Consider the following 25,733-nt stretch of genomic DNA (forward strand, 5'->3'; position numbering starts at 1 on the left):
AATGCGATTTGCATTCCTGACGCCCCTTTTTCGCGCATCAGGTTGAGGCGGGCTTTTTGCCTCCCTCCCCAATGAGTTCATCCAGTAGGTCCTCTGAGAGGCGGGCACCAGGTGCGGGCTGCGCGTCGGGGTGCAGCTCGAACTTCTTTGATGTCATCACATAAATGAGCGATGCGTTGCACCCCAGCACGATGAACAAGGCGGGCAACCCACCAAGGTTTGACATCATCTTGATCCCATCGACCCCGGCATAGCTTGTCATGAACCAAGCGATGATGCCGATGGTTGCTCCCCAAACAACCTTCAACACCAGTGTTGAGGAGCCTGCCGAGTCTGCACGCTCGGGACTTTCGCTTGGCGTTTCAGCGCAGAGGTTCGCCATGGCTTCAGTATTCGAGTCTGCAGCGGTCACGTAGGACAGGAAGGACACAAACACAAAAATCACAGCTGTGATGCCGGGAAGCGGGAGCTGCTCGAGCATTGTGTAGACAACGGATTCCGCGCCGGTGTTCGTCAGGGCGTTGTGCAACAAGCCATTCCCATGCATGTCGAAAAACAGCGCAGAACCGCTGAAGATGGACATCCAGACGCAGGCGAAAAGCGAAGGGAACACAAGGTTTGTCAAAATGAACTGGCGTACCGTGTAACCTCGGGAGATTTTGCCGAGAAACAGCGCGGCGATGGGGGCCCAGGCAAGCCAGTTTGCCCAATAGAATATGGTCCACCATTGTGGCCAGGGGTCGCTGGCGGCGATGCCAGTGAAGGTACTTTTCTGGAAAAAGGTGCCGATGTAGTCACCAAACCCTTCAACGCCCATGGAAAGAATCCAGTTGGTGGGGCCGAAAATGAACACGAAGGCGCAGAATACAAAGAAGAAGCGCGTGTTCAGGCTGGATAAGATCGCGATCCCTCTTTTGAGCCCGCTGGCGGCGGAAATGATGAAGCTGACTACAATGAGCGTGGTCAAAGCACCGAGGACGACGGGTGTCGTGCCTGTACCTATCAGATTGTCGAGGCCGCCTGCGAGCGTCAGAATGCCGGTTCCTAGAGACGCAGCCATACCTGCAACCAATGCATAAAGTGCTACGGCATCAAGCACTTGTCCCATTGGGCCTTGCAGTTTTCTGCCGAGGATCGGCGCAAGAGCAGAGCCAAGAGAATAGGGCAGTTTCAGATTATAGTACGCCAGAGCGAACATGAGCGATGGAATTGTATAAATGGCATAGGGGGTAAACGACCAATGCAAGAACATGGTCGACATCGCGAAAGTTGCTGCTTCAGGAGAACCTGCCTCCAAGCCCAAAGAAGCAGGTGGACCATGGAGGTGATACATCGGCTCTGCCGTGCCCCAGAACAGAATCCCGATTGCAACTGTCGTGCACAGCGCGATTGAGAACCAGCGCCAACGACTGAGGATGGGGGTTGCGTCCTTGCCGCCAATCTTCACCGCTCCCAACGGTGAAACATAGACCCAGACGCAGGTAACGACCATCAAGAGGGTGCCAAGGCTGAACAGCCAAGAGAAGCGATCAAGGATCCAGCTGTTGATCGAGGTCGTGAAACTCAAAAATTGATCGGGTGTTATGTAACTGGCGGCGACTGCTGCAAATAGCAGCAAGAACGGCGGCCAGAACACCAAAGGCCTTATGCTTCGATTGCTCATTTTTCCTCCCATGATGCGCGAAGCTTATGTAGTTTTTGGCGAAATACTCCGCCTAGGCTTTTTTCATCAGGTGCCGAATGACCTCCTCCATAAAGATGAAGAACAGCGTTCTTGTTTTTTCATAGGGCTTCAGGTCGCTGGATTGAGCTTCCTGCGTCAAACAGAAGACCTTGTCGCAATGGGTCACCACGGTTGGATTGTATTCCTCCACGATGATGGCCACCTTGCCGCCCTTGCGTTTTGCTTCCTTGTAAGTGCCTTCAAAGGACTTGAAGGTGCCCGTTACGGTGAAGATGAGAAGTAACGTATCTTCATCGGTCATGGTGGTCGCGGTCAGGTCATCCGGAGCTGCGATGCAGACTTTATTTGTACATGTCTTCAGCTTGTATTCGAAATATTGCGCACATAGCAGAGATGGTCCGTAGCCGAGCAGCACCAGCTTCTTGCTGGCGGCAATCATCTCGCCCACCTCTTCTACCTTTCGCTGATCGAAGTTCTGCAGGAAGTGCTGCAATCGCAGGATCTCTGATGGCTTGCTGCTTTCGACAGTTTCACGCTCATAGAGGAAATCCAAATACTGTTTGTAATTGGCAAAGCCGAGCTTTTTGGCAAATTTCGATATCTTGGAAACAGAGCAATCACAGAGCTCCGCCGCTTCCGTAATACGAATGGTTGACGTAGTTTCACTGTGTTCTTTCAGGACGGCATGGATTCGTTGCTCCAACGGGTTCAATGCGTCAAAATCGATATTTATCAAGAAGCGCCCCGTTTCTTGGTGTCTAGGGTGGATAAGTCCGATAATTGCCCAGTGTAATGGAAAATTTTCTGCACTCCAAATGGAAAAGTTTCCATTTGAGAAGAAAATGATGCCGTATAATAGAAAATATTCCATTATTTCTTGATGAATCTCCCTCATGCGGGTAGGCTCCTTCTTAGCCGATAGAAAGTTTTCCATCTCAAGAGGGAGTAAGGGATTTGGATCCAAAAGCCGTTGTCGAGCAGTTGGCGAAACTGGTTGCCCCAGAGCAGATCAACACCAACGAAGATGATCTGTACGTGGCCTCCGCAGATCGATACAAGAAGTATGCTTTTGCAAGAAACGTTCTTGATGTCCCTGCGCCGGTCGCCATTGTTTACCCAAAGACTGCAGAGCAGGTCAGCGAACTGCTGAAGTTCTGTAATGAATACGACATCAACGTCATTCCGCGCGCGGGCATGACCGCGACTGAAGGTGGTCTGGAAAACTGGAAAGACACCACGCTGGTCATTGATACCCAAAAGTTGGACCAGATCGTCAAGATCGACACCTATAACAGTCAGGCTACTGTTCAGGCAGGCGTGCCGCTACAGGTTCTCGAAGACGAGCTGCGCAAGCTGGGATACACCACAGGTCATTCACCGCAATCCAAGCCGGTGGCCAAGTTTGGTGGTCTGGTGGCGACACGAAGCATTGGCCAGTTCTCTACCCTCTACGGCGGTATCGAGGATATGGTGGTTGGTCTGGAATGCGTGTTCCCGGACGGCACTGTTTCTCGCGTCAAGAATGTGTCCCGTCGCGCTGGCGGTCCAGACATCCGCCACATCGTGATCGGTAACGAAGGTGCGCTGTGCTACATCACCGAAGTCACAGTGAAAATCTTCAAGTACTACCCAGAGAACAACAAGTTCTATGGTTACCTGACCAAGGACATTGAAACGGGCATCAAGATCCTGCGCGAAGTGATGGTCAATGGTTTCCGTCCATCCGTTGCACGTGCCTACTCTGAAGAAGATGCAGCGCAACACTTCTACCATTTCTACGAAGGCAAGTGCATTGTCTTGTTCATGGCAGAAGGCCCGAAGGGTATCGTCGAGGCAACAGGCGTAGCCATTGAAGAGGCAGTCAAGAAATTCGAAGAAGGCATCATCAAGCAAGTCGATAGCAAGCTGATCGAGGATTGGTTCAATCACCTGAACTGGTCACAGCAAGACATCGATGATGAGTATGCCGAGATGCGTACCAATGCGTCTCATGCAGGCTATACCACTGAGATTTCTGCGGATTGGGAGACAATTCCGAAAATCTATGACGCGGTCATAGCTCGGGTTCGCGCTGAGTTCGAGCGTGCTGACGATCTGACCATGCTTGGTGGTCACTCGTCTCACAGCTATCTGAATGGGACGAACATGTATTTCGTCTACAACTACAAGATCAACTGCGAGCCAGAAGACGAGTTGATCACCTACCACCATCCTATCCAGAAGATCATCGTGGAAGAAACGCTCAAACACGGCGGTTCCATGTGTCACCACCACGGTATCGGGAAATACCGCAGTGAATGGACCAAGGATGAGCATGGTAGCGCTTACTACATGCTTGAGAAGCTCAAGGAAGCCTTTGATCCAAAAGGCATCATGAACCACGGCACCATTTATCCGGTGAAGGAGCTGAACAAGTACATCTATCAGCAGGACTAATCGCCTCTGAGCAAGGGCCAGCAGGTCATGTGGGAGCTTGATTTCCTGCTGGCCCCTTCAAAAACGATCTCTATTTGTGGGAGGAACCTATGCAAACAGAGAATTTTAAACGCTATTTCCAGTTTTTCTTGGTTGTTATTGCAGCAGGGGCAATTTTTCCTATTGTCTATTTGCGCACCAACTATCAAGAGACAATCCTAGAAGTTTTCAACCTGTCTCTGCCAGACTTGAATAATTTCTATTCTGTCTTGGGCATGACCTTTGTTGTTGGGTACATCCCCAGTGGTCTGTTGAGCGACCGCTTCTCGGCCAAATGGCTGCTTGCAATTTCTCTACTTGGCACAGCTATTTGCGGCTTCTGGTTCGGTACAGTTCCAGATCAATCTCAAGTTCGCATCATCTTCCTGCTTTGGGGCTTCTTCACTGTGTTCACCTTCTGGAGTGCACACATGAAGATGGTCAAGATGCTCGCGCGCGCCAATGAAGAAGGTCGTTTCTTCGGCATTATGGACGGCGGACGTGGCGTCGTTGAAGCTGTCATGGGCACAATCGGCCTTGCCATCTTTGCATCAATCCTGGGCACCAGCGTCGGCGTTGAAGACAAGACATCCGCGCTCGTGGCGGTGATCAACCTCTACTCGGCAATCGTTCTGGCGACTGCAGTTCTTGTCATCTTCTTCGTTGATAGCGAAAAGAACTTGCTTGCGCACGCTGAAAACAGCGGCGAACGGGCAGAATCTGAAAAGTTCCAGCTCAGCAAAATTGGCGTGCTTCTCAAGAACGGCAACGTGTTCTTGATGGGTAGCATCATCTTCATGGGTTATGCCGTTTTCTGGACCGTTTACTATCTCGGTGGCTTCTTGCAGACCAATGTGGGCGTGGATGCGGTAACAGCTGGTACCGTGACGGCCATCGTTCTTTGGATGCGCCCTGTGGGTGGCTTTGTGGGTGGTTTCCTTGCCGACCGTTTTGGTAGAGCGCAGGTGATCTGCTGTGCCATGCTCGGTGCGGCCTCCTTGCTGGTTGTTCTTACCATTCTGCCGGTGACTTCCGGGTCCCTTTTCTACGTGGTTATCGTCGCTCTTGGCGCCTTCCTCTATGCCATTCGCGGAACCTATTGGTCCTTGTTGGGTCAATGCGGCATCAGCGTAGCCATGATGGGTACAGCCATTGGTGTGATCTCCTTTGTGGGCTACCTGCCTGACATCATCCTGCCTCAGCTGAACACGTTCCTATGGAACACTTTCGGCGACACTGGCGGCTACAACGCGTACTTCATTGTCAGTGCTGGCCTCGGCGTCGTTGGTGCAATTCTTGCCCTGATCCATGCGCGGATCAATAAGCCGGCAACGGTTGTAGATACTGAAATCAAACCAGTACCTGAAAGCTGATGAAACTTGTTTGTGTAGTGAAGTTTGTCCCGGATGTGGATCGCTTTGAGTACGATCACGAAAAGCACGTCCTCATCCGGGAGGGCAGCCGGATGATGATCAATCCGGACGACGGGTGCGCCATTGGTTTCGCCCTTGAGATGAAGAAACGAAATCCTGAAATCTTCATCGAAGTGCTGACAATGGCCCCCGCCTCCGTGGTCCCGCTGGTTGAAGACATCCTCCGTGTGGGGGTGGATCAGGGGACCATCATCTCCGACCGGTCTTATGCCGGCAGCGACAGCTGGGTAACAAGTCGTATCCTGGGCCGCTACCTGGCGACTACTGAGTATGACTGCATTTTGACCGGAAGCCAGGCGATTGACGGAGACACCTCTCATGTGCCTCCGCAACTTGGAGAGATCCTCGGCTTGGGACAAATCTCCGGCATCACCACGGTGGAAGAAGACAGCTTCTGCTCTGAAAGCGCGGTGGTGGAAGTCGACGATGAAGAGGCAGTTACGACCTATGAGCTGAACCTGCCGGCCATTTTGAGTTTTTCCCGAAAGAGCAAGTGTCGTTTGCCACACGTGCGCTTCAAGGACCGAAAGAAAGACGTAACGGACCGCATAAAGGTTTTGAGCAATGACGAGCTTGGGTTTGCCAAGGGCGAAGTTGGGCTCAAGGGGTCTTTGACCAAAGTGGCCAAGGCCTACACCAGAAAATATGAAAGCGGTGCCCAGCTAAGGGTCGCCGCGGACGACAATGGCGTGGAAACGGTACTCAAGTTTCTGAAAGAAAAAAGATTTCTTTAGCATGAACCGAGCACTCATCTTCATAGAGCAGAACAACGAAAGGCTCGCGCCGGAACTGCTGGCAGTGGCTGGTCAGATCCATGGGCCGCAGCCGTTCGAGACCTATGCGGTTGTGATCAACGGCGACGTCGGTTCGCTGGTCGGCCAGTTCGACACGGTCATCAGTGTTGAGGATGAGGCACTTCAGGCTCACGATCAGATGGCTTTGGCGGATGTTGTTGCTGGGCTGCATGCTGAGCACCAGTTTGACAGCATCATCGTGGCAGCCACGGCAGCTGGGAAGATGTTGGCTCCCCGTGTCGCCATGAAGATCAATTGTGGTCTCGTAGCTGATGTAACCGAGATTTCTCGGGAGAACGACAAGCTGCGTCTTGTGCGTCCAGCCTATGGTGGCCGGATGATGGCTGCCATTGAGATGCAGGGTGATGGCCCGGTCATGCTTACTGTTCGCCCCGGAGTGTTCCGTGGCCCTGGCATGCAGCAAAACAAGGCAACGCAAGTCATTGAGCCCAAGGGATTGCGTTATCGGCTAGGTGGCATCCGCCAGATCAAGAGGGAGAGCAAGCAGCTTTCCTACGATATTCGTGAAGCAGATGTTCTGGTTTCTGGCGGTGGCGGTGTGGCGCGGGGTTTTGAACTGCTTGAGCCCTTGGCAAAAGCGCTTGGCGGCAAGGTGGCTGCAAGCCGGGCCATCGTGGACCGAGGACTAATTTCAAGAAGTGTTCAAGTGGGACAGTCAGGCAAGACGGTCAGTCCGCGCCTGTATCTGGCACTTGGGATACATGGCGCTATCCAGCACGTCGTTGCATTGGATGAGGTTGAGTACATCATCTCAGTCAACACCAACCCGGATGCACCAATCTGCAGCCTCTCAGACATCGTTGTCGAAGGGGATGCGGTTATATTTGTAGAAAAACTGCTCGAGAAGATACGGGAGGAGCAAATCAATGCAAATAACTGATTTCAATATGGATTTCTTTTCGCTGAAGGGCAAGAATGCGATCGTTACCGGCGGTAATGGCGGTCTGGGGCAAGCCTTTAGTGCGGCGCTTGCCAACGCTGGTGCAAATGTCCTGGTTCCTAGCCTTTGCGATGACGATGGGACGACCCGCAAGCTGGTGGAGGGCTGTGGTGTTGAATATGAGTTCGTCGAGGCTGACATTACTGCGGAAGGCGAGTGCAAGCGTGTTGTTGAACATTGCGTCAACAAGTGGGGCAGCATCGACATTCTGGTTAATTGTGCGGGGATCAGCATCAACGAACAGGACATCACCAAGTATGGTCGTGCTCAGTGGGACAAGATGGTTGCGGTAAACCTGACAGCTGCCTTTGAGATGATCCACGAATGCTGCACCTTCATGATCAAACAGAAGAGCGGCAAGATCATAAACATTGCCTCCCTCTACTCTTTCTTGGGTGGGCAGTGGTCTCCGGCTTATGCATCTACCAAACACGGGATCGTTGGTCTGACCAAATCCATGTGTGATGAGCTTGCTCAGTTCAACATTCAGGTGAACGCAATAGCGCCGGGCTACTTCGCGACCCCGCTGACCGAGATGACCCGCAGCGATGAAAAGCGGAATGCGGAAATTCTCTCGCACATTCCGGCAAACCGCTGGGGATGGACTGCCGACCTGATGGGCGCAACCATCTTCCTCGCAAGTGCTGCATCTAACTACGTCAACGGCTCCACCGTGACCGTGGACGGTGGCTATCTGATGCGCTAACTGGACTTGTTGTAAATGACTGAAGAACAATACATTCTCGCCATTGATGGCGGTACACAAAGCACCAAGGTCGCTATTTTCGATCTGCTTGGTGCAGAGATCTGTTCGCACACGGTGAAGTTGCGTCCCATCGTCTTGTATGGTGACAATCGCGCTGAGCATCCTGATGATGATCTTTGGGATAGCTTGAAAGACGCGTGTCACAAGGTTTTTGAAAAATTCAAGGGCGATAGAACCAAGATCATCGGTGTCGGACTGGGGTCTATTCGTTGTTGCCGTGCGCTCATGAATGAGGACGGCAACCTGGTCTCTCCTGTTCAAAGCTGGATGGATATGCGTCTATCCCGCCCCTATGAACATGAAGATGATGCGGTTCGCTGGGTGACAACCACAACGGGATATCTGACCCATCGCTTGACTGGTGCCACCAAGGACACGCGCTCCAACTACGTTGGGCCTTGGCCTATCGATCCAGTTACGCTGGAGTGGTATGACGACAAGGAAACGTTCGACAGCTACACCACGCCTAGAGAGATGCTCTTCGATCTGGTAGACCCAGCGACGATCGTTGGCGAAATCACAGCGGCTGCGAGCGAAGCAACGGGCATCCCACAGGGTGTGCCGGTGGCATCCACGGCAAATGACAAGGCGGTGGAAGGACTTGGCGCTGGTCTGGTGAATGATGGCACGGCGCTGGTATCCCTTGGCACCTACATCACCTCCATGATGGTTGGCGAAGAAAACCGCTTTGACACCAATGCGTACTTCGCCAACCCCGGGGCTACACCAGGTGAATTCCTTTATGAAAGCAATGGTATTCGCCGTGGCATGGCTACCGTTACCTGGATCAAGGATCTGCTGGGCAAGGACATTGTTGAAGCGGCTGAAGGTGCTGGGATGTCTCCAGAGGCGTATCTCAACAAGCTGGCTGCTGAAGAGGTTAGCCCCGGTTGTGATGGTTTGTACACGGTCCTCCACTGGCTCTCGCACCCTACCCGCCTACACGAGCGCGGTATGATGATTGGCTTCAACGGTACCCACAAAGGTGAGCACATGTTCCGCTCCGTCTTGGAGGGGATCGCCATGACCATGAAGAACAACACCCAAGCCATGTGTGATGAACGCGGCATCAAACTGGAGAAGATCATCGTCAGCGGTGGCGGATCCAACGGCGAGTTGTTCATGCAGATCTTTGCAGACGTCTATGGTGTGCCTGCCTACCGCAATGAGGTCAATGGATCCGCAAGCGTCGGTGCAGCGATATGTGCGGCGCTGGCATTGGGGATCTATCCTGATCGGGAGCAAGCTGTCGAGCACATGGTGCGCAAGCGCGATGTCTTTACGCCTATTCCTGAGAACGTAGCGCTCTACAAGGACATCAATGAAACCGTCTACTGCAATCTTGCATCGCAGATGGAGCCATTGCTGAAAAGATCACATGAAATCTTTCAGGGACGCTAGTCCGAAATAGCGCCCAAAACGCACAATGCAGCGCGGAGAGTAAACGTATTCTCCGCGCGATTGCTTTTTAGATGAGCAGTTTCCATGGTTGAGGCACGCTAGCTATCAGCTGCCTTCACACGCTGGGTTTGCGTGCCGAGCCCCTCGATCTCGATATGGACTATATCCCCGTCTTGCAGGTATGCAGGTGGCTTCATGCCCATGCCAACGCCGGGAGGCGTTCCGGTCGCGATGATGTCCCCCGGATGCAGGCTCATGAACTGGGATAGGTATGATATGAGGAACGGAATTCGGTAGACCATTGTCGACGACGACCCCTCTTGCCGAATGATGCCGTTGACCTGAAGCCTTATTGAAAGCGCATGAGGATCGCCAAGCTCATCTGGCGTGACCAGCCACGGACCAACCGGGCCGAACGTGTCTGCGGACTTGCCTTTGGTCCACTGTCCGGACCGCTGGGTTTGATAGGTACGCTCGGAAACATCATTGACAATGCAATAGCCCGCGACGTGATCCAACGCGTCTTCTTCGCTCACATACTTGGCATGGCGCCCAATGACGACGCCTAGTTCTGCTTCCCAGTCTGTGGTTGTGGAGCCGCGCGGCAACTCGATCGGGTCGTTAGGGCCACTGATAGCTGAGGTTGCCTTCATGAAGATGATGGGTTCGGGTGGCACCTGCATGCCAGCTTCGGCTGCGTGATCGGAGTAGTTCAGGCCGATGCAGATGAACTTTCCTGTGCCCGAAACACAGGGCCCTAAGCGCGGCGCATCTTGCACAGTTGGGAGCGCATCCAGATCAAGCCTTGCCACCTGCGCCAGACTGTCAGGGTCGAGATTATGGCCCGATAGTTCCGAAACGTGCGCAGAAAGATCCTTGATCTCACCATTGTGAACAAAGCCGGGTTTCTCGGCGCCTTTTTCTCCAAACCGCAGAAATTTCATGAACTCCCCCTTGTTCTTGGAAAGTCCACCCTATCAAGCCCTATCCGGGTCGCAAGATAGACCTGCGGCGGTCATTCGGCGGCAATGCGTTCACTTAAGGCGGGTGGCAGCTCATCGGACCACCGCCGCAATTCATCAAGGAACGTCAATGCTGTTTGTCCAAATGGTGTGATTTGATATTCAACAGCCACCGGTGAAGTGTCCAGGACCCGGCGTTCGATCAGCCCGTAATCTTCCAGTTGGCGCAGGCGTTCGGTGATCATTTTCTTGCTGGCCCCGCCGATCATGCGAGCAAGGTCATTGAAGCGGACAGGTTCATCTTTGAGGTGCCACAGAATTGAGCCTGTCCATTTGCCGCCGAGAATGCGCATACCCCGTTCAATCGGACACGGGGCACTACAGGCATTCACGGCCTGCTTCCGCCCTTCCCCATCATGGACAATCTTGGCCTTCATCAGAAAATCCTAGGTTACCAAAAGTATACTGGTTGCTATTTGAACTCTGATCTACCACGTTGGGGCCAAATGCGACACCCTTTGTTGGAGTAGACCCATGTCTCAACCTGACATTCATGTTTATACAGCTTCGACCATGAACGGCTGGAAGCCCATCCTTTTTCTGGAGGAGGCTGGTGTCGACTACGATTTGACGCCGATTGATTTCTCCAAAAAGGAACAAAAAGCACCTGAGTACGTCATGCTGAACCCAAACGGGCGTATTCCGACAATCGTAGATCGCAGCAATGATGATTTCGTTGTTTTTGAGTCCGGCGCAATCCTCTGGTATCTGGCGGAGAAGTACGGCAAATTCCTGTCTTCCGACCCGAAGGAAAAATCCGAAACCCTTCAATGGGTTATGTTTCAGATGGCAGGCATTGGCCCCATGATGGGGCAAGCCATGTATTTTCAACGCATCGCCGCGCCAAATGGCAATGAAGAACCGTTTTCCATTCGCCGTTACGTGGATGAGAGCCGCCGTCTCCTGGAGGTTTTGAACACCCGGCTTGAAGGGCGGGAGTGGCTGGTCGGAAACGCCTATTCAATTGCAGACATGACAACTTACACGTGGGCCCGAGCGTATCCATGGGCTAATGTCTCGGTGGATGGATTAGACAACTTGAAGGCGTGGTTTGAGCGAATTGATGCGCGTCCAGCCGTTCAGCGTGCCCTTCAAATTCCAAAGCCGGTGCCGGTATTTTGGGGTGAAAAGGACGATGGTGCCTTCGCCGCCGAAAATGCTGCGCGTTTTGCCAGCGATGTGAAAAAGTAAACTGCAGGCGGCGCTGCTTCGAACTCAAAAGAAAGGCTCTCCGATGTCTCAAAAATCAGCGGATGTTCGCATCGATATTGTTTCTGATGTCGTGTGCCCCTGGTGCATAATCGGCTTCAAGCAATTGGAGCGGGCGCTTTTGGAGACCGGCACAACTGCTCAGCTTCATTGGCACCCGTTTGAGCTGAACCCCGGTATGGCACCAGAAGGCGAAAACCTGAGAGAGCACCTTGCCGCAAAGTATGGAACCACGCCTGAAGGCTCTAAAAAGGCGCGTGACCAACTGACCCAAATGGGGAACGAGTTGGGTTTCGCCTTCAACTATGCCGATGACATGCGCATGTATAACACCTTTCGCGCCCATCAACTGCTTCGCTGGGCTCAGGATTTCGGCAAGCAACATGAGTTGAAGATGGCCTTGTTTGCAGCTTTTTTCACAGACCGACGGGATGTCAGTGATCCTGAGGTGCTGGCAGAGGTTGCAGGCAGCGTAAATCTGGACGTGGCTGAGGCCCAGGCAGTTTTAGAGGACGGGCGCTTCGCTCAGGAAGTGCGCGAGGAGGAGAACTTTTGGACAGCCCGTGGCATACGGGGCGTGCCAGCGGTGGTTTTCAATCTTGAGCACCTCGTTACAGGTGCCCAGGGCACTGAAAATTACAAGGCAGTGCTGCAAAAAGTAATGGCGCTGGCGGCTTCTTCCTGAGGTTTTTGGCGCAACAACCCCATTAGGCCGGACTGGTGAAAAGCCCGGCCTTTTTATTTGGAGAGCCATGGGAATGGCGAGAGGGTTGCAGACGGAAATGGCCGCCACATGAGCTTGGTGCCCTGCACTATCTGAGTGGTACTGGGAGAAACCATACCGATGCCATCTGCCTGCGCGATCTCGTGGAGTGATGCAGCACCGTGTGTGGCGTGCCGAGCCAGAACGGGTAGGCCGACTTCGTTGATGCCGATAACGCGTACTGGGAAGAACTCCGTTCGACCCGGCCTTCGCTGCCATTCGAAGCCAGAGACCGCCTGAAGATGAAGGTCGCCGGGTGAAGCTTCTCCGCTCATTTTTTGGATTTGCGGGCGGACAAAGAACTCAAACCCGATAAGGGCTGCCAAAGGATTGCCGGGCAAACCGGTGTAGGCCAACTGTCCCAAGCGAGCAAACAGGATCGGTTTTCCGGGTTTGATCGCCACACGCCAACTCTCAATTGTGCCCCCGGCCGCTATCACAGCGTCCTTGATGAAGTCCCGTGGGCCAACTGACACCGCACCCGATGATATCAGTAAGTCATAGTTGCTCTTGGCCTTTTCAAACAAGGCGGTAGTTGCTTGCGCATCATCGCCAAGAATCCCCAGATCAACGACCTGTGCACCCATCGCCTTGGCATAGGCAATGAGCATGGGCCTATTGCTGTCGTGGATCTGTGTTTGTGCTGTTGCTTGCTTGGCTGCAGCAAGTTCGTCACCAGTCGAAAAAATGGCGACCCTCAAAGGCTGGTAGACCTCTATCGCTGAAAAGCCGTTTGCGACAAGATGGCCGATATGCCGGGGCTCCAAACGGGTTCCTTTGGTAATTAAGATGTCGCCGGGTTTCAGATACTCGCCTTTGCACCGGATGTTGGCTCCAGGTGAGACGTGTTCCTTGATTGTGATTGTATCGCCCTCAACGTCACAGGCTTCCACTGGGACGACACTTTCACACCAAGGCGGCACCGGCGCACCTGTGAAGATGCGCAAACACTCGCCAGATACCGGATGCCCCGCGCCCTCTTGAGCGCCTGCAGCGATGGTTCCGATCACCTTGAGCTGATGTGGCGGCTTGGATCTTGCCGTACCTACCGGGAGCGCGAAGCCATCCATGGCCGAGTTATCAAAAGCTGGTAGGTCGCTCTTAGCTATTTGATCGGACGCGACGACCCTGCCTAACGATTGCTCTATTGGACAATGGTCCGTTTGCAGCGGTTTTTGCTCGGCTGCGTTCAAAGCAAGTTCCAGCGCTCTCGTGAAATCCAAGGGCGGGTTTGAAGGCTCAGGTGCTTCGCTCATGGGAGTTGGACGTCTCAGGCTTGAGGTGGATTGTGCTCAGAGAGAACCGGCAAAACGATCGGATTTCAAGCCCATTGCTTACAAAAACCAAAAGCCCCCAAGCATCGCTTGAGGGCTACAACGCAAGTCATTCACTGATCATGCTGATCAGTCGATGGCAATGCGGAAACCATTTTCTCGGAGGCGCTTCATAGCCATAGCCATTGAGAAATACTCACCGTCGCTGCGAAGGCAGAGGTCTACAACCTTCTTGGGCGTTACACGGCCTTCGTGTGTTTCCTCCGGTGAACAGTAAATGCTCACCCCATCACCACTTTCCAGTTGTTCTGCCATTACAGAAACCGGCCAGTGTTTAATCGTACCTTCTACAACCGTTTTCATGTCACTCCCGTATCGACCTTTCGGTTGGTGTTTTCTCATCTACGCGGCTCTTTACCGTTCAGACCTCTGAGAAACATCACAGCACTGATATACTGCTGTTCTTTCCAAAACAGAACTTGGTACTCAAACGTATACCGCTGCGTGATTGGCTGTTTTTGAGTTCAACGCATTTGTCGGTTACTCAAACAACGCGAGGACGACCCGCTTTCTAATCGCGTCCCATGTCATTTCCATGGCACTTCGCTAACATTTCCTTAGAGGAAAATTGAAGTTTCCTCAAAGCCACTTGATTTGATGGGTGGCGATCTGCGGTCAGGGTAAAACAAACGTTTTCCCAGATCGGCAACAGCCGGTGATCTTACACACAGGGTCACGCCAATGGGCTATTCCGGCCAAGCTTGAGATTGAAACTCATTATAGCACAAAAGGTTGGCGGCGCAGAATACATGATGTCATTGCTGATCCCGACGGCTTGGCTACAGGCACAACAACCACATGGGTGCCAACGGCAACCCACATTGTTCTCCTCGTAATTCTTCCTCATGCAATTGGCCTTGCCCTGATGGGGGTTGATAAAACATGCTTTTGACGCTTCCGAGTGCCCGTTAGCATTGTTTTCGAGCACTTCGCGGGCCTGATGCTGAGGCTTGCCAGCAAACGGCTAGAGGTGTGGTCGCGGAACCACAAATTGGTCTGCTCAAGAAGATATCTCTCACTTGTGACTGCCGCTTCAATCGAGATGGTTGACATGTACAACTGAATGCCCGAAATCAATTCTGATGATTACGAGCCTGTGGTGATGTGGCATGGAATACAGAACGGAGGGCACCTCCGATGAAATCTATAGTCAACTTCTTGCGCTTGCTTGGCATTTTAGTACGCAGTGTACCGCAGCTCCGGAACTCCCCGGGCTGTCCTTTGTAGAGTTTTTGACGCTGCGCGGTATACAGCAAGCCCCTTCCTGTCCCACCCAAGCCATCTGTCATACTGTTGGTGTCTCCAAGAGTGGCGCGTCTCGCATTGTGAAAAGACTGGAACAACGCGGCTTTCTGAAAGTCGCGCCGGATGAGGTCGACGCCCGTATCAAGCGCCTGGAATTGACACAGCTGGGGCAGGACAGCGTTGATACGATTTCTAGATATCAAAGCGATCGATTGGCAAAGATCATGAAATCGCTCCCTATAGAATTCGCCGGGCACTTCAGTCAAAATCTGCATATGGTCGTTGACGCCATTGAGCAGCAAAAAACAACGGAACTGGCCTGAGACACCTTTTTTGGTGCTTGAAGATCTTGAAGAAAGCTTTGCAATGACGACCTTGGCGCAGAATAAGTGGATAGGATTATGTTGTGACACTGTGCGCAACAACCTGAAAAAAATCCGCGTGGGCATAGAGAAAGAGTCTCTGAGAGTGGCATCCAATGGCCACATTGCTCAAACCGAACATCCACCTAAGGTCGGGAAAGCTCTTACAAACAAGCACATCACCACGGATTTTTCAGAGGCTCAGTTAGAGTTCATCACGCCTGCAGTGAGTGACATGTCAGCGGGCATTCGCTTTCTGAAGGACCTCCATGCATTTACGGCGCAGCGCTTGGAGGCTGGTGAGTATTTCTGGAATGCGAGCATGCCGCCCGTAATCAGCAGTGATGACGAAATACCTATCGCCAGCTATGGCGAATGCAATGCTGCGCGCATCAAGACCCTCTATCGCAAGGGGTTGGCAAATCGCTACGGCAAGCGGATGCAGACGATCTCCGGCATTCACTACAACTTTTCGCTACCTGAAGAGTTGTGGCAATGCATGCATGTGCGAATGGGCGTCGGCGTATCTCTTCAGGACTTCCGCAGCGACGGGTATCTGGCACTAATACGAAACCTTCAACGCCACGGTTGGCTATTGCTCTATTTGTTTGGTGCCTCGCCTGCCGTTGACATCAGCTACCTACCGGAAGGCTCTGAGCGCTTGAGTTTGATGGGGCACGATACTCTGTATGGCCCGTATGCTACGTCGCTACGAATGAGCGATATTGGTTACACCAGCGTGGTCCAAGGCAAATTGGATATTCGCTTCAACAATATGGAAGACTATTTGGACGGCCTGCGCGCTGCGCTGGGGACCTCCGAAAGCCTTTACGAGCAGATTGGGGTTGTGGAGGGTGATACCTACAAGCAGATGAACACCCATCAGCTGCAACTCGAAAACGAGCTGTACGGTTCCGTGCGACCGAAGCGAAACGCGCTTGGGGATGAGAGGCCGATCACGGCTCTATGTCGCCGAGGCGTTGAGTACGTGGAGCTGCGCTCGATTGATATCAATCCGTTTCTGCCGGTGGGCATAGACGATGAACAGGCGAACTTCCTGAACCTGTTCCTGACCTTTATGGCCTTCGCGGACAGCCCAAGCATTAACGCCGAGGAGCGAAAGGCGTATGCTCAGCGCACGGCTGTTGTTGCCGAAAGAGGACGAGAGCCGGGGTTGCAACTACCGGGTTACCAGCAGCAAATCACATTGGTAGAAGCCGCGAGGGAACTGTTCAAAGGTCTTCAGGACATGGCGGTTCTGTTTGATGAGGTTCATGGCGGCGAGGCTTTTGGCGCTTCTGTAGCAGCGCAGCTCGCAAAGATTGAAAACCCTGAATTGACGCCATCTGCGCAGGTTCTTGAAAAGGTGCGCGAATATGGATCTCATCAGGCCTTTATCTCTGCAATCTCCGAGGCGCAAAGTTCGCACTTCAAGGTAACCCCGATGGACGAAGTGCGAGAGGCAGACCTTTCTACACAGGCCAAGCAGTCAGAAGTGGAATGGGAGCGCTTGGAAGCGGAAGATATTGCACCTTTTGATCAATACCTTAACGCGCAAGCCGCCTATTTCTGCCCGCCCGGTTGTGGGAAATATTGAGCCTGAGCTAGGAGGGAAGGGCTTTCCTAGAGACGGTTTCCGGAGAATAAAAACCGCCATACCATCTTTGAGGAAGGCCAACTGTCATATCTGCCAGACGGCTCGGCTGCAGCATTTGGCTGGAGCTTTATGCTCGGTTCGTTCTTTATGTGTGCTTTGAAGAGTTCTCCGCCTTCTTCGAAGAGGTCCAGATTTGTACTAAAGAGTGCGCGCCGTTGAGGAGCTTTGCTGGCAGTCGAGATGACTTCTCCAGCATCGATCTTTTCTTCTATTCGGTGAAGCGTGACCCCGAAATTTGATTCCCGGCGCAGCAAGCCGAAGAACACGGGGTCCACTCCCCTGTTGCCTGGAAGTATGCCAGGATGAATATTCAAAACATCGTAGTTTTTGTTTTCGAGCGCCTCAGCCGAAAAAATTTGATTGAAATGAACAGAAAGCACCACGTCAGGTTTAGCTCGCTCTAAGAACTCTTGCGTCTCTCTTGAGTTCACATCTTCTGTTTGATGAAGGGGGCATGCGAGTAGTTGTGCCCACCGGTCCATACCAAACCATTTTGGGACGTGAGGCAGCCGTAACCATGGGGTCGTGACAACTCCCAGATATCCAGCGTAGAGAACGCCTGTTCGCCGAACCAGGTGCCAGACCCCACGCCACCCGCGCTCGCCCTTCTTCATCAGACGACTTGATGCGACAAGACCGACAAGTTGAATGCTCGGTTCAACCTGCAGCTTTTTGAGTACTGTATGGGTATAGACGCTGGACTTTGAACACACGACCACGCGCTTGATACCCTCCCCAGCCCCGAGAGGATTTTTGCTCATTTGATTACCGTTGCCCAGAATGTCGGGAGATCTAAACCGAAACCCGTTGGGAAGCCAAGGGGTAAGTTACGCCGTTCTTCTCCGCCTTGTGTAACCGTGGGGGAATGGGGATAAACGCCCCTGGCGCATTGACTGTACCCATTGAAATCTTAGCTGCAGTCTCCTTTGCAGCTTGACGCCTGCCTGCCTTGTTATAAAGGGTCCCGCGGACCTGTATCGTTCCGGCAAGGGCGCGAACAAACGCGGCGAAAAGCGTTGCATCTGGTCTGGTGCCCATGGCCCAAAAGTTGTCTAATGAACCCTGAAAGGTTAGCCCCGGTACATCATAGATAGTGGGCATTACCGCCATAGTGGGGGTTCCAGCTTTGAGCGCATCTAAACCAGCAGAGCTGTTGACCGTAACGAAGCCTTGTGAATGTTTGCAAAGAGACGTCAGATCGCCGCCATCGATGAGTTCGAGTCGGGCCGGTATCTCTAGTTCTTGAGAAATAGCTTCGACTGCGTCGCGCAGTTTTGCGCGCCTGAACTCTAAAGGATGGGTTTTTAAAATCAGCTTTGCATCTTTAGGCGCGCACCTTGCGAACGACTGTGCAATGTACTTGATAGCATCGCCCATCCCATTGAAAGGCGAGTGCTCTCTTATCTGAAAATCCCCTTCCAACTGCAGCGCTACTAGATAGTACTTTTCATTTGCGCCTATAAGGGTGTTCTGTCGCTTAAGGGCTTTCTTGGCACGTCGCTTTTTGCTCAACTGGCCTTGTAGCCACCCCGCGTATACTGTGGCCCGGCTCTCGAGACGGTGATTGAGATAGTGCGGGAAGTTGCGATGAAACAGGGTGTTAAAAAACGTAAATCGCAACTCCTGCATGACTTGAGACAGCATGGAACCAAAGTAAATTGTACCATCGCGCACCTCGGGCACTTTGGCGGCAATTTCAAAGATAGCTGCAGGATCAGTTGGGAAGTGCGAGCAAGCAGAGCATGCGGACTTCTCTATTGTCATGTAATCGGGCCTGAGATAGCCGAGTTCGGTCGCATAGACTTCTATCCCCCGCTCCCGTGCAACTTTGCTCGCAATCTGATGATAAAATCGCCGGTCGCCGTGCAAAACAATAGCGTTGACTTCTGTCCTGTCTAAAAAGGATGACAAGAAGTCCTCCCAGCTTGACGGTGGATCTGTGAAATCCTCTGCGCCATCGTGATGCCAGTCAATGCGATCATTACCGCAAAAATTTATTCGGTGGACTTGATGTCCTTCAGTCTTCAAAAAAGACGCAATCTGAGAAAAGTAGTCTGAGAGCGGTCCCTGCAAAAAGAGTATGGACTTGGCTGGCTGGTGGCTCAGCATTTATCGCTCCAATAGCTATCGTCTGGTATGGGTACCCCTATCTTTCGAGCTCTTTCAAGGCGCGGGGGTATCTCTTCGTAGGCACCATGGCTGTTGACCGTGCCATTCACAAGGCGATCTGTGAACTCTTCTGCGGCTGCCTCACGTCCGGCTGGAGTAAAAAAGCTACCATGAACCTGTATGCTGGCTGCGAGCAGTTTTCGCAGGTCCTGGTTAAGCGCTGGATCTGGTTTCGTTGCGTTGTTCCAGAATTTATCTAGGGGCAGCTGGCATGTCAGTCCTTCTACATCGTAGATCGCAATTCCGAGCGTCTTGACGGGGATCCCCAAGTTGAGCGCCTGCAAACCTGTTGTTGAGTTCACCAAAACCGTGCCCTGTGAATGTGCCAGCAACTGATGGAGGTTTCCCCCATCGAGAACGCGTATGCGCTCACGGCACCCATAGTGGCTAGCAAGCCCTGATATAACCTTCGGCCAGTTTTCGCAGTTGTTATCAAATGGGTGTATTTTGAATACTAAGAGAGCATCTTTGTGAGCGTAGTGCTTAAAGCTTTGCATTACCTCATCTATCATCTCTGAAAGATGTACATAAGGCGAATGATGACGAATTTGATAGTCGCTTTGCATCTGTAGAGGCACCACAAAATAGGGCCGGTTTGACGCGGTTAGTTCTTCAACTATTTGGTCCGCCATTGTTTCTGACTTTCTTGACCGTGCCAGGCGCGGAATATAGCTAAAGTAATCTTTTATTGGGTGGTAGTACCTGTCTCTTTCGTAAAATGGATAGAGATAAGGGAAAAATACAGGGATTAGATTATAAACGACCTCTGATGTGGCTTCTTGAATAAAGGGGTGCGGATAACGGTCGCTAGGCCATTCAACCTCAACATTAGCTGCAAGGCTGCGAATTTTTTGAGGATCATCGGGGAAATGCGAATAAGCTCCCATACCCCATTTCTCAAGTGTTATCCAATCGGGTCTCAGATAACCAAACTCATAGGCGTAAGCGTTTATTCCCCGTTCACGTGCAATGGCCTGTGCTATTCGGTGATACGGTCGCCGGTCAGCGTAGTAAACTATGTCCGTTATTTGATGCAGGTCCACCAGACGTTCCAGATATTCTCGCCAGGAACGCAGTCGCCCCCAATAGTTGTGCGAGGGTGTTCCCATCCTAAACCACCAATCACCTAGTGACAGGTTTACAATCGCGCAATTATGGCCGGTCCTTCTCATGTGGTCGTATAGAGTTCGCCCGAAACGAGAAGGATGGGATTGCAGGAAAAGAAAACTCTTGCGGGACAATGTCAAATGTACGCCAATCTATATTTTCTTTTACTTTAGGTACTTTGATTATGATTGTGGTGCTCAATCGCCTCATCGACGCTGTCATGGAAGTGCAGCCTTCCATTGTTTAGAACACAGCCCATATCGCAAAGCTTTTTGATCGCGCCCATACTATGGGAAATCATCACAATATTCGATCGTTCCAGTTTTTGTTCAAACACTTCGTCACATTTGCGCTTAAAGCGGGCATCGCCTACAGCTGTGACTTCATCAATCAAGTAGTAGCGAAAATCGATAGCCATACTTACACCGAATGCCAGTCTCGCCTTCATGCCGCTTGAGTAAGTTTTGATCGGCAGAGTGAGTGACTTTCCCAGCTCGGAAAAGTCTTCAACGAACTCAATGACACGCTCCGTGTCTTCACCATACATGCGCGCAACAAAACGGATGTTTTCCATACCCGTCATGTCACCATTAAAGCCGCCGCCAAATCCAAGAGGCCAAGACACCTTAACGTGACGACGAATGGCTCCGGAGTCGGGTAGTTCTGCGCCGGCCAAGAGTCGCATCATCGTTGATTTGCCAGCACCGTTGTGGCCTAGAATGGCTACATTACGACCTTTGGGAAATCGAAATGAAACATCGTCAAGAATAACTTTGGTAACGCCCTTTAGGTGATAAGTCTTCGATACGTTCTGAAACTCTATCATTCTAAATGCGCTTCTTTCGATATAGTCGTTCTGCTCCCAACCCCACCAATAAAAGCGTCAAAGCGATTGAAAGCAAGTATGGTTTGTTGAGCACCACACTGTTGTAATTCGGATAATACCCTTCGCGCACCCATTCTACGCAATGCAGAACCGGATTCCATGAGATTAAGTTAACCATACTTGGTGGAAACGCCGATGGAATGAAGAATATACCGGATATAAAAAAAAGTGGTCTGCTCAGTATGCCCTCAATTTGCTTCCAGGTTGACCACAAGCGCATTAGTACAGCATTCACCAATCCAGCACCAACTCCAAGTAAGGAGGTTGCGAGGACAGCCAGGAGTACTTGATCGGCGTTCCGCGGATAGCTTGCCAGATCAAATAAAATCAATGTTCCGTAGAACAAAAACATGATGAAAATATAGGTTGCAAATATTAATAGTGCGCGGGCCAGCACCACATCCGTTTCGGCCACCAAAGGGTAGGCTAGCAACCCTTTAGTACTGTCAAACACGCCCATGAGCGAACTGGAGAGCTTTTTATAAAGCTCAAATGTCAATAAACCGGTTGCAAAAAACAGCGCTAGACTATCGCCATAGGGGGGAACGCGCCCAATCATTGAGAAAAGTCCAACCAACACGGCAATTCCTAACGCTGGGTTCGCAATGGCCCAGAAGTAACCGAGTTGGGAGTTGCCGAAAGTTGTGCGGGTCTCTCGTAGTACCAGAGCGCCGACTACTCTCGTTTGGATTAGAAGAACGTTCTCCATTGCAGCCAATTCGTGTGCAGTTATCGAAGATGGTCTCTTACCGAGTAGACCATCAGAGTGCCAATGGACCAAACGATAATCAATCCAACAATCAAGAGGAGAGTGTTGGTTATTCTACGGGGATAGATGGCTTGTTCTGGAGTTGCTGGCCTTTCAAAGACAGCGAGATACCGCTGGAGACGATCAGCTTCCGCACGAGATTGTTCCAATGATGCAAGCGCTGCAACGTAGGCCTTCTGTGCAAACTGATTTTCCAGTTCCAATTCTTCGTAGCTGGCAATCATAGAAGAGAGTGGCGAGAGGCGATCTGTGTTCGGAAGTGAACTATCCTCAAATTGGCCCCCGCCGCCAATTTCATTTTGACGTTGCTGAAGCTGGCCGAGAATGGCTTTTTCTTGGCGGCGCAGTTGCCTCAAAGTCGGCGAACTCTCATCAATAGTGCCTTCCAGAGTGGCGAGGCGCGCGCGAGTATCAGTCAACTGTTCTTGCAAACGGGCAATTAGTTGAACTTGGACCTCGGCGTTAAGTGATGGATCAATCGCATTTTCGGTCTCTCTGAACTCAGACATGCGATTTCTAATCATCCTCAACCGAAGCTCTGCACGAGATACTTCTTCCTCAGCAAACCGTACAGTATCTTGTCGGGCCTGCTCGGAAATATCATTCACCAGTTCAGAAATGTATCCCAAAATGAGCCGACCTGCTCGTTCAGCATCTTGCGGTGTAAACGCTTCTACTTCGAAGTTGATAATTGATGAGTGGGTATCAAAACTAGCGGAAATCATCCACTCCCAGTAGTTTACCAAATCTTCGACAGGAAGCGTGGCGTCAAGCCGGTAGAAGAAATCCACATTGTCGGCAGAATACTTCTCCCGAATACCCATGTCCCTCGAGAGCCGCTCGACAATTTCTCGACTGTGGAGGTAGTCCATGACCATATAGGAATCTGTTGTCGTCGACCCAGTAGAAGCAAGGCCAGTAAACGCTCCAAGGATATCTCCACCAACAGATGGGCCGTCCAAGCTTCTGATGGCAAATCCTGCTTTCGCGACATACCGGTCTGAAGCAATAAAAAGAAAATAGACGCTTCCCATAAACGCTGGAATGACCACACAAACCAAAAATGACAACCAAAGTAGGCGACGTCGTTTCTGTTGAGGTCGAAGGCCCGCCATTGAAAAGAAGCGGATTGACTCTTTAACAGCCTTTTGGGCGTCTGGTTTCCCCCTGATAGGGAGCGGAACTACTGAGCCGCCCTTCCGTGAAGGTGGGGGCGGCGTGTCCTGGGCCGGGGCACCAAGATTCGTATTTCCGGTTTCTTTTTGTAATGTGTTCGTCTTTTGAACGACATTAGAGGCCACAGCCTGTGGAACCGGCTTTGGGGTTTCTTTGGGTTTTGCAGCGGTGGCGGGAGAAGGAGCAGCCTTTGCTTGTTCCGCGTTCACTATTTTCTCGCCTCCAATGGACTTCTATATTCCATCGCTGATCACGACGGTATATTACTGCACTGAGAGTGTTAAAAATTAAACCCAACAGTTGTTGCAATTGCATCAAATACCCACGGCATCCTGCAAATGCTCCTGTTTATAGAAATTAGGCACACGGTCTTTGGGGCCTAAAAGCTAATAACAGTGGTCGAGCGCACTACGCCTGCAGTTGTGCTTAGAATACGTGCAAATTTGGTCAGCTCTGCGCCATACGAGTTGGAGACGTACAAAATATCACTGTTTTGCACATTAAATTGCTGTGCCAAAAAATATGATCCAGCCTGCCTCATGTCGATACGATATACAACGGGGATCATGCCGCCATCTTCGGTGCGAACATCAGGCTGCAGTTCGCGCACGAGGTCTGCGTCTTCATATCTAAACACGAACATACCCAAGCGGTCAGCAGAATTCTCTGAGAGACCTCCGACACGACCGAGAGCTTCAATCAAAGACACTTCACCTGCCTGTATTGGGTATTCTCCAACTTTAGAAACGGCACCAAAAGCCGTGAAAGTTTGAGGGTTGTGGCTTAAAATGATTTGATCACCAGGTCGAACATACACATTCTCGGCTTGGCGCTCATATACGTTTTTCAACAATTGCTCCGCGCGCTTCTGGCCGCGAATGAAAGTAACGTAAGTTTCGCTCGCGGGTGTAGCACTTCCGCCAGCGCGGGCGAGTACATCGAGCAGGCGCTCACCATGAAGAGCCAAAGGGACTTGCCCGGGCTGGCGCACGTCGCCGTTGAGTGTTACCAAGCTGCTGGTGTTGCTCTTAAGCGTAACAATAACCTGAGGATTTGTAGCCTGCCCTTCAAGGGCGAGTTGAATTGCCTCTTGAAGATGAGACACGGATTTTCCTGAGGCGTGAACTTTTCCGATGTAGGGAACTGTTATGGTCCCTTCTTGGCTTACCATAAACGGACCAAGCTCGGTTTTCGTACCCATTTGCCCGTCTGAGAACAGCCTGTCGCCTCCTTTTTCCCAAACGACCACTGAGACAACGTCACCAATGCCGACAATATGCCGAGGCGCCCATTTGGCACTTGAAAACTTCGCCCCTAATCCACTGCGTTGATGTGCAAGGATATGAGCCATTGTTCTCTCGTTGAGAGGTATAAGTTCAAATTGGAATGCTTCAGGTTCCACTTCTCGAGACTGCTCAACTATTTCTTGAGACATCGGGCCAGTACCTGGGACGAAACTACATCCTGAAAGGCCTAAAGCGCCAAGCAAAACGAGAAGACTGCCTAAGAGGCTTGGAGAGACATCTCTGAGTGTTGAGAACATCGTTTTAATCAAAACCATTCCAATATAGGCCGAATTGCGCGGCTAGCCCCTGAATCAGTACACCGAAAACTACGTTTTGATAGGATACCGTGCCAGTATTTACAATAAGTGACTGGTTAAAAATAGTTAGTTTGAAATAGCGGTGTAAAACAGGTTGAGATCATACCTGAGGGCGGATTTTCTTAAGGGAGCGGACGGCAAGTAGCCTTGGTATGAGTCGGGATCGAAAAGGACGCACTCCATGCGTGTACTAATTACGGGGGCGAGCTCAGGCTTGGGGAAAGCCATAGCGTTGGAATTTGCTGAACAGGATGTTGATCTGGTGCTCATGGCACGGAGCAGCAAAAGGTTGTCGGAGGTTTGCACGCTCTGTGAAAAAAGGGGAGCGAAAACTTGGTCTTGTATCGCTGATGTGAGTGAGACCGAGTCTGTTCGCATGGCGCTAGCGCCAATTTTGTCCGAGGGCGGCATAGATTTGGTCATTGCGAATGCAGGAGTTACCGGTAGTCATTCTGAGGATGGCTCGATTGAATCAGCAGAGGTCGCCTTAGCGCAAATCAATACAAATCTTGGCGGCGTCGTAAACGTGGTTACGACCGTGGCCCCGTATATGCAAAAAGCCGGTAAAGGAACAATCGTACTTATAAGCTCTTTGGCGGGCATGCAGCCTATCAAGGATGGGCCAGCCTATGGTGCATCTAAAGCGGGGATCATCGCCTATGGCGAAGCGATGCGCGAGTATCTGGATGACTACGGCGTCTTCGTTTCAGTGGTCTGCCCCGGATACATCAAGACCCCGATGGCGGATCTTTACAAGAGCTGGCGCCCGCTAGAACTTTCAGCATCGGCAGCCGCCAAGAAAGTCAGATGTGCAGTCGAAAAAAGGAAGCCGTTCTACCCGTTCCCCGCCCTGCTGGCGTTAAGTATTAGGCTGGGCTACCTGCTTCCTTGGAAGCTGCGCAAGAAGGCCGGGAAACGGTTCAATTACGAACGCTAGT

At 51.7% G+C, this 25,733-nt stretch carries 24 protein-coding genes; 11 read left to right on the forward strand and 13 right to left on the reverse strand.

All coding sequences use genetic code 11. From position 1 onward, the window contains the following. Positions 1 to 37: 37 nt before the first annotated feature. Together Q3Y58_RS12235 and Q3Y58_RS12240 are read right to left on the reverse strand one after the other, a co-directional pair. The gene (locus Q3Y58_RS12235) at positions 38 to 1,663 is read right to left on the reverse strand and encodes a BCCT family transporter (protein ID WP_319622436.1); all 1,626 of its coding nucleotides are present in this window, start codon (positions 1,661 to 1,663) and stop codon (positions 38 to 40) included. Positions 1,664 to 1,715: 52 nt separating this feature from the next. Next, entirely contained in the window at positions 1,716 to 2,579 is an 864-nt protein-coding gene (locus Q3Y58_RS12240; protein ID WP_319622437.1) for a MurR/RpiR family transcriptional regulator, read from the reverse strand. Between the two features lie 59 nt (positions 2,580 to 2,638). Here Q3Y58_RS12240 and Q3Y58_RS12245 point away from each other — a divergent pair, with 59 nt between their 5' ends. The 6 genes from Q3Y58_RS12245 to Q3Y58_RS12270 all read left to right on the forward strand — a co-directional run bounded on the left by Q3Y58_RS12245 (position 2,639) and on the right by Q3Y58_RS12270 (position 9,493). Continuing rightward, positions 2,639 to 4,120 (forward strand): FAD-binding oxidoreductase, encoded by a 1,482-nt coding sequence (locus tag Q3Y58_RS12245; protein ID WP_274219759.1) that lies wholly within the window; start codon positions 2,639 to 2,641, stop codon positions 4,118 to 4,120. A gap of 89 nt (positions 4,121 to 4,209) precedes the next feature. Then, positions 4,210 to 5,511 (forward strand): MFS transporter, encoded by a 1,302-nt coding sequence (locus tag Q3Y58_RS12250; protein WP_274219760.1) that lies wholly within the window; start codon positions 4,210 to 4,212, stop codon positions 5,509 to 5,511. Further along, positions 5,511 to 6,305, forward strand: coding sequence for an electron transfer flavoprotein subunit beta/FixA family protein (locus tag Q3Y58_RS12255; protein WP_319622438.1), 795 nt, complete (start codon positions 5,511 to 5,513; stop codon positions 6,303 to 6,305). Before Q3Y58_RS12250 ends, Q3Y58_RS12255 begins: the two co-directional genes overlap by 1 nt. Position 6,306: 1 nt before the next feature. Next, positions 6,307 to 7,266 (forward strand): electron transfer flavoprotein subunit alpha/FixB family protein, encoded by a 960-nt coding sequence (locus Q3Y58_RS12260; RefSeq protein ID WP_319622439.1) that lies wholly within the window; start codon positions 6,307 to 6,309, stop codon positions 7,264 to 7,266. Then, positions 7,253 to 8,032: an SDR family oxidoreductase gene (locus Q3Y58_RS12265; RefSeq protein WP_319622440.1), complete on the forward strand. Its 780-nt coding sequence runs from the start codon at positions 7,253 to 7,255 to the stop codon at positions 8,030 to 8,032. Before Q3Y58_RS12260 ends, Q3Y58_RS12265 begins: the two co-directional genes overlap by 14 nt. A gap of 15 nt (positions 8,033 to 8,047) precedes the next feature. Further along, positions 8,048 to 9,493: an FGGY-family carbohydrate kinase gene (locus Q3Y58_RS12270; RefSeq protein ID WP_319622441.1), complete on the forward strand. Its 1,446-nt coding sequence runs from the start codon at positions 8,048 to 8,050 to the stop codon at positions 9,491 to 9,493. Between the two features lie 98 nt (positions 9,494 to 9,591). Here the strand turns inward: Q3Y58_RS12270 and Q3Y58_RS12275 are convergent, their stop codons facing one another. Together Q3Y58_RS12275 and Q3Y58_RS12280 are read right to left on the reverse strand one after the other, a co-directional pair. Then, positions 9,592 to 10,437, reverse strand: a complete 846-nt coding sequence (locus Q3Y58_RS12275; protein ID WP_319622442.1) for a fumarylacetoacetate hydrolase family protein — start codon at positions 10,435 to 10,437, stop codon at positions 9,592 to 9,594. A 71-nt stretch (positions 10,438 to 10,508) separates the two neighbouring features. Continuing rightward, a complete protein-coding gene (locus Q3Y58_RS12280; protein WP_319622443.1) occupies positions 10,509 to 10,892 on the reverse strand; it encodes a winged helix-turn-helix transcriptional regulator in 384 nt (127 codons plus the stop codon). Between the two features lie 97 nt (positions 10,893 to 10,989). Here Q3Y58_RS12280 and Q3Y58_RS12285 point away from each other — a divergent pair, with 97 nt between their 5' ends. Both Q3Y58_RS12285 and Q3Y58_RS12290 read left to right on the forward strand, forming a co-directional pair. Then, the gene (locus tag Q3Y58_RS12285; protein WP_319622444.1) at positions 10,990 to 11,706 is read left to right on the forward strand and encodes a glutathione S-transferase family protein; all 717 of its coding nucleotides are present in this window, start codon (positions 10,990 to 10,992) and stop codon (positions 11,704 to 11,706) included. A gap of 43 nt (positions 11,707 to 11,749) precedes the next feature. Next, positions 11,750 to 12,409, forward strand: a complete 660-nt coding sequence (locus Q3Y58_RS12290) for a DsbA family oxidoreductase (protein ID WP_319622445.1) — start codon at positions 11,750 to 11,752, stop codon at positions 12,407 to 12,409. Between the two features lie 53 nt (positions 12,410 to 12,462). On the opposite strand, the gene Q3Y58_RS12295 is transcribed toward Q3Y58_RS12290, so the two are convergent. Together Q3Y58_RS12295 and Q3Y58_RS12300 are read right to left on the reverse strand one after the other, a co-directional pair. Continuing rightward, positions 12,463 to 13,743 carry a molybdopterin molybdotransferase MoeA gene (locus tag Q3Y58_RS12295; protein WP_319622446.1) on the reverse strand — a complete coding sequence of 427 codons (1,281 nt, stop codon included), beginning with the start codon at positions 13,741 to 13,743 and terminating at the stop codon, positions 12,463 to 12,465. A 147-nt stretch (positions 13,744 to 13,890) separates the two neighbouring features. After that, positions 13,891 to 14,124 (reverse strand): hypothetical protein, encoded by a 234-nt coding sequence (locus tag Q3Y58_RS12300; RefSeq protein WP_274219770.1) that lies wholly within the window; start codon positions 14,122 to 14,124, stop codon positions 13,891 to 13,893. 806 nt (positions 14,125 to 14,930) lie between these two features. Between Q3Y58_RS12300 and Q3Y58_RS12305 the strand changes: the two genes are divergently transcribed. Both Q3Y58_RS12305 and gshA read left to right on the forward strand, forming a co-directional pair. Beyond that, the gene (locus Q3Y58_RS12305; RefSeq protein ID WP_274219771.1) at positions 14,931 to 15,389 is read left to right on the forward strand and encodes a MarR family winged helix-turn-helix transcriptional regulator; all 459 of its coding nucleotides are present in this window, start codon (positions 14,931 to 14,933) and stop codon (positions 15,387 to 15,389) included. 43 nt (positions 15,390 to 15,432) lie between these two features. Continuing rightward, positions 15,433 to 17,025 carry a glutamate--cysteine ligase gene (gene gshA, locus Q3Y58_RS12310; RefSeq protein WP_319622509.1) on the forward strand — a complete coding sequence of 531 codons (1,593 nt, stop codon included), beginning with the start codon at positions 15,433 to 15,435 and terminating at the stop codon, positions 17,023 to 17,025. 26 nt (positions 17,026 to 17,051) lie between these two features. Here gshA and Q3Y58_RS12315 read toward each other — a convergent pair whose 3' ends face one another. The 7 genes from Q3Y58_RS12315 to Q3Y58_RS12345 form a co-directional block, all read right to left on the reverse strand. Then, positions 17,052 to 17,846 (reverse strand): formyltransferase family protein, encoded by a 795-nt coding sequence (locus tag Q3Y58_RS12315; protein ID WP_319622447.1) that lies wholly within the window; start codon positions 17,844 to 17,846, stop codon positions 17,052 to 17,054. Between the two features lie 31 nt (positions 17,847 to 17,877). Next, a complete protein-coding gene (locus Q3Y58_RS12320; RefSeq protein ID WP_319622448.1) occupies positions 17,878 to 19,194 on the reverse strand; it encodes a capsular biosynthesis protein in 1,317 nt (438 codons plus the stop codon). Next, positions 19,188 to 20,363 (reverse strand): capsule biosynthesis protein, encoded by a 1,176-nt coding sequence (locus Q3Y58_RS12325; protein WP_319622449.1) that lies wholly within the window; start codon positions 20,361 to 20,363, stop codon positions 19,188 to 19,190. The genes Q3Y58_RS12320 and Q3Y58_RS12325 overlap by 7 nt, the downstream gene beginning before the upstream one ends. Before the next feature lie 167 nt (positions 20,364 to 20,530). Next, on the reverse strand, positions 20,531 to 21,187 hold the full coding sequence (locus tag Q3Y58_RS12330) for an ABC transporter ATP-binding protein (RefSeq protein WP_274219775.1): 657 nt from the start codon (positions 21,185 to 21,187) through the stop codon (positions 20,531 to 20,533). A gap of 1 nt (position 21,188) precedes the next feature. Further along, positions 21,189 to 21,956, reverse strand: a complete 768-nt coding sequence (locus Q3Y58_RS12335) for an ABC transporter permease (RefSeq protein WP_319622450.1) — start codon at positions 21,954 to 21,956, stop codon at positions 21,189 to 21,191. A gap of 20 nt (positions 21,957 to 21,976) precedes the next feature. Then, a complete protein-coding gene (locus tag Q3Y58_RS12340; RefSeq protein ID WP_319622451.1) occupies positions 21,977 to 23,401 on the reverse strand; it encodes a lipopolysaccharide biosynthesis protein in 1,425 nt (474 codons plus the stop codon). Between the two features lie 170 nt (positions 23,402 to 23,571). Beyond that, positions 23,572 to 24,753 carry a polysaccharide biosynthesis/export family protein gene (locus tag Q3Y58_RS12345; protein WP_319622452.1) on the reverse strand — a complete coding sequence of 394 codons (1,182 nt, stop codon included), beginning with the start codon at positions 24,751 to 24,753 and terminating at the stop codon, positions 23,572 to 23,574. A 223-nt stretch (positions 24,754 to 24,976) separates the two neighbouring features. Between Q3Y58_RS12345 and Q3Y58_RS12350 the strand changes: the two genes are divergently transcribed. Continuing rightward, a complete protein-coding gene (locus tag Q3Y58_RS12350) occupies positions 24,977 to 25,732 on the forward strand; it encodes an SDR family NAD(P)-dependent oxidoreductase (protein WP_319622453.1) in 756 nt (251 codons plus the stop codon). The last annotated feature ends 1 nt before the right edge of the window (position 25,733 follow it).

The organism is Nesiotobacter zosterae, assembly GCF_033843645.1.
In the GTDB taxonomy this organism is placed as follows: Bacteria; Pseudomonadota; Alphaproteobacteria; order Rhizobiales; family Stappiaceae; genus Pseudovibrio; species Pseudovibrio zosterae.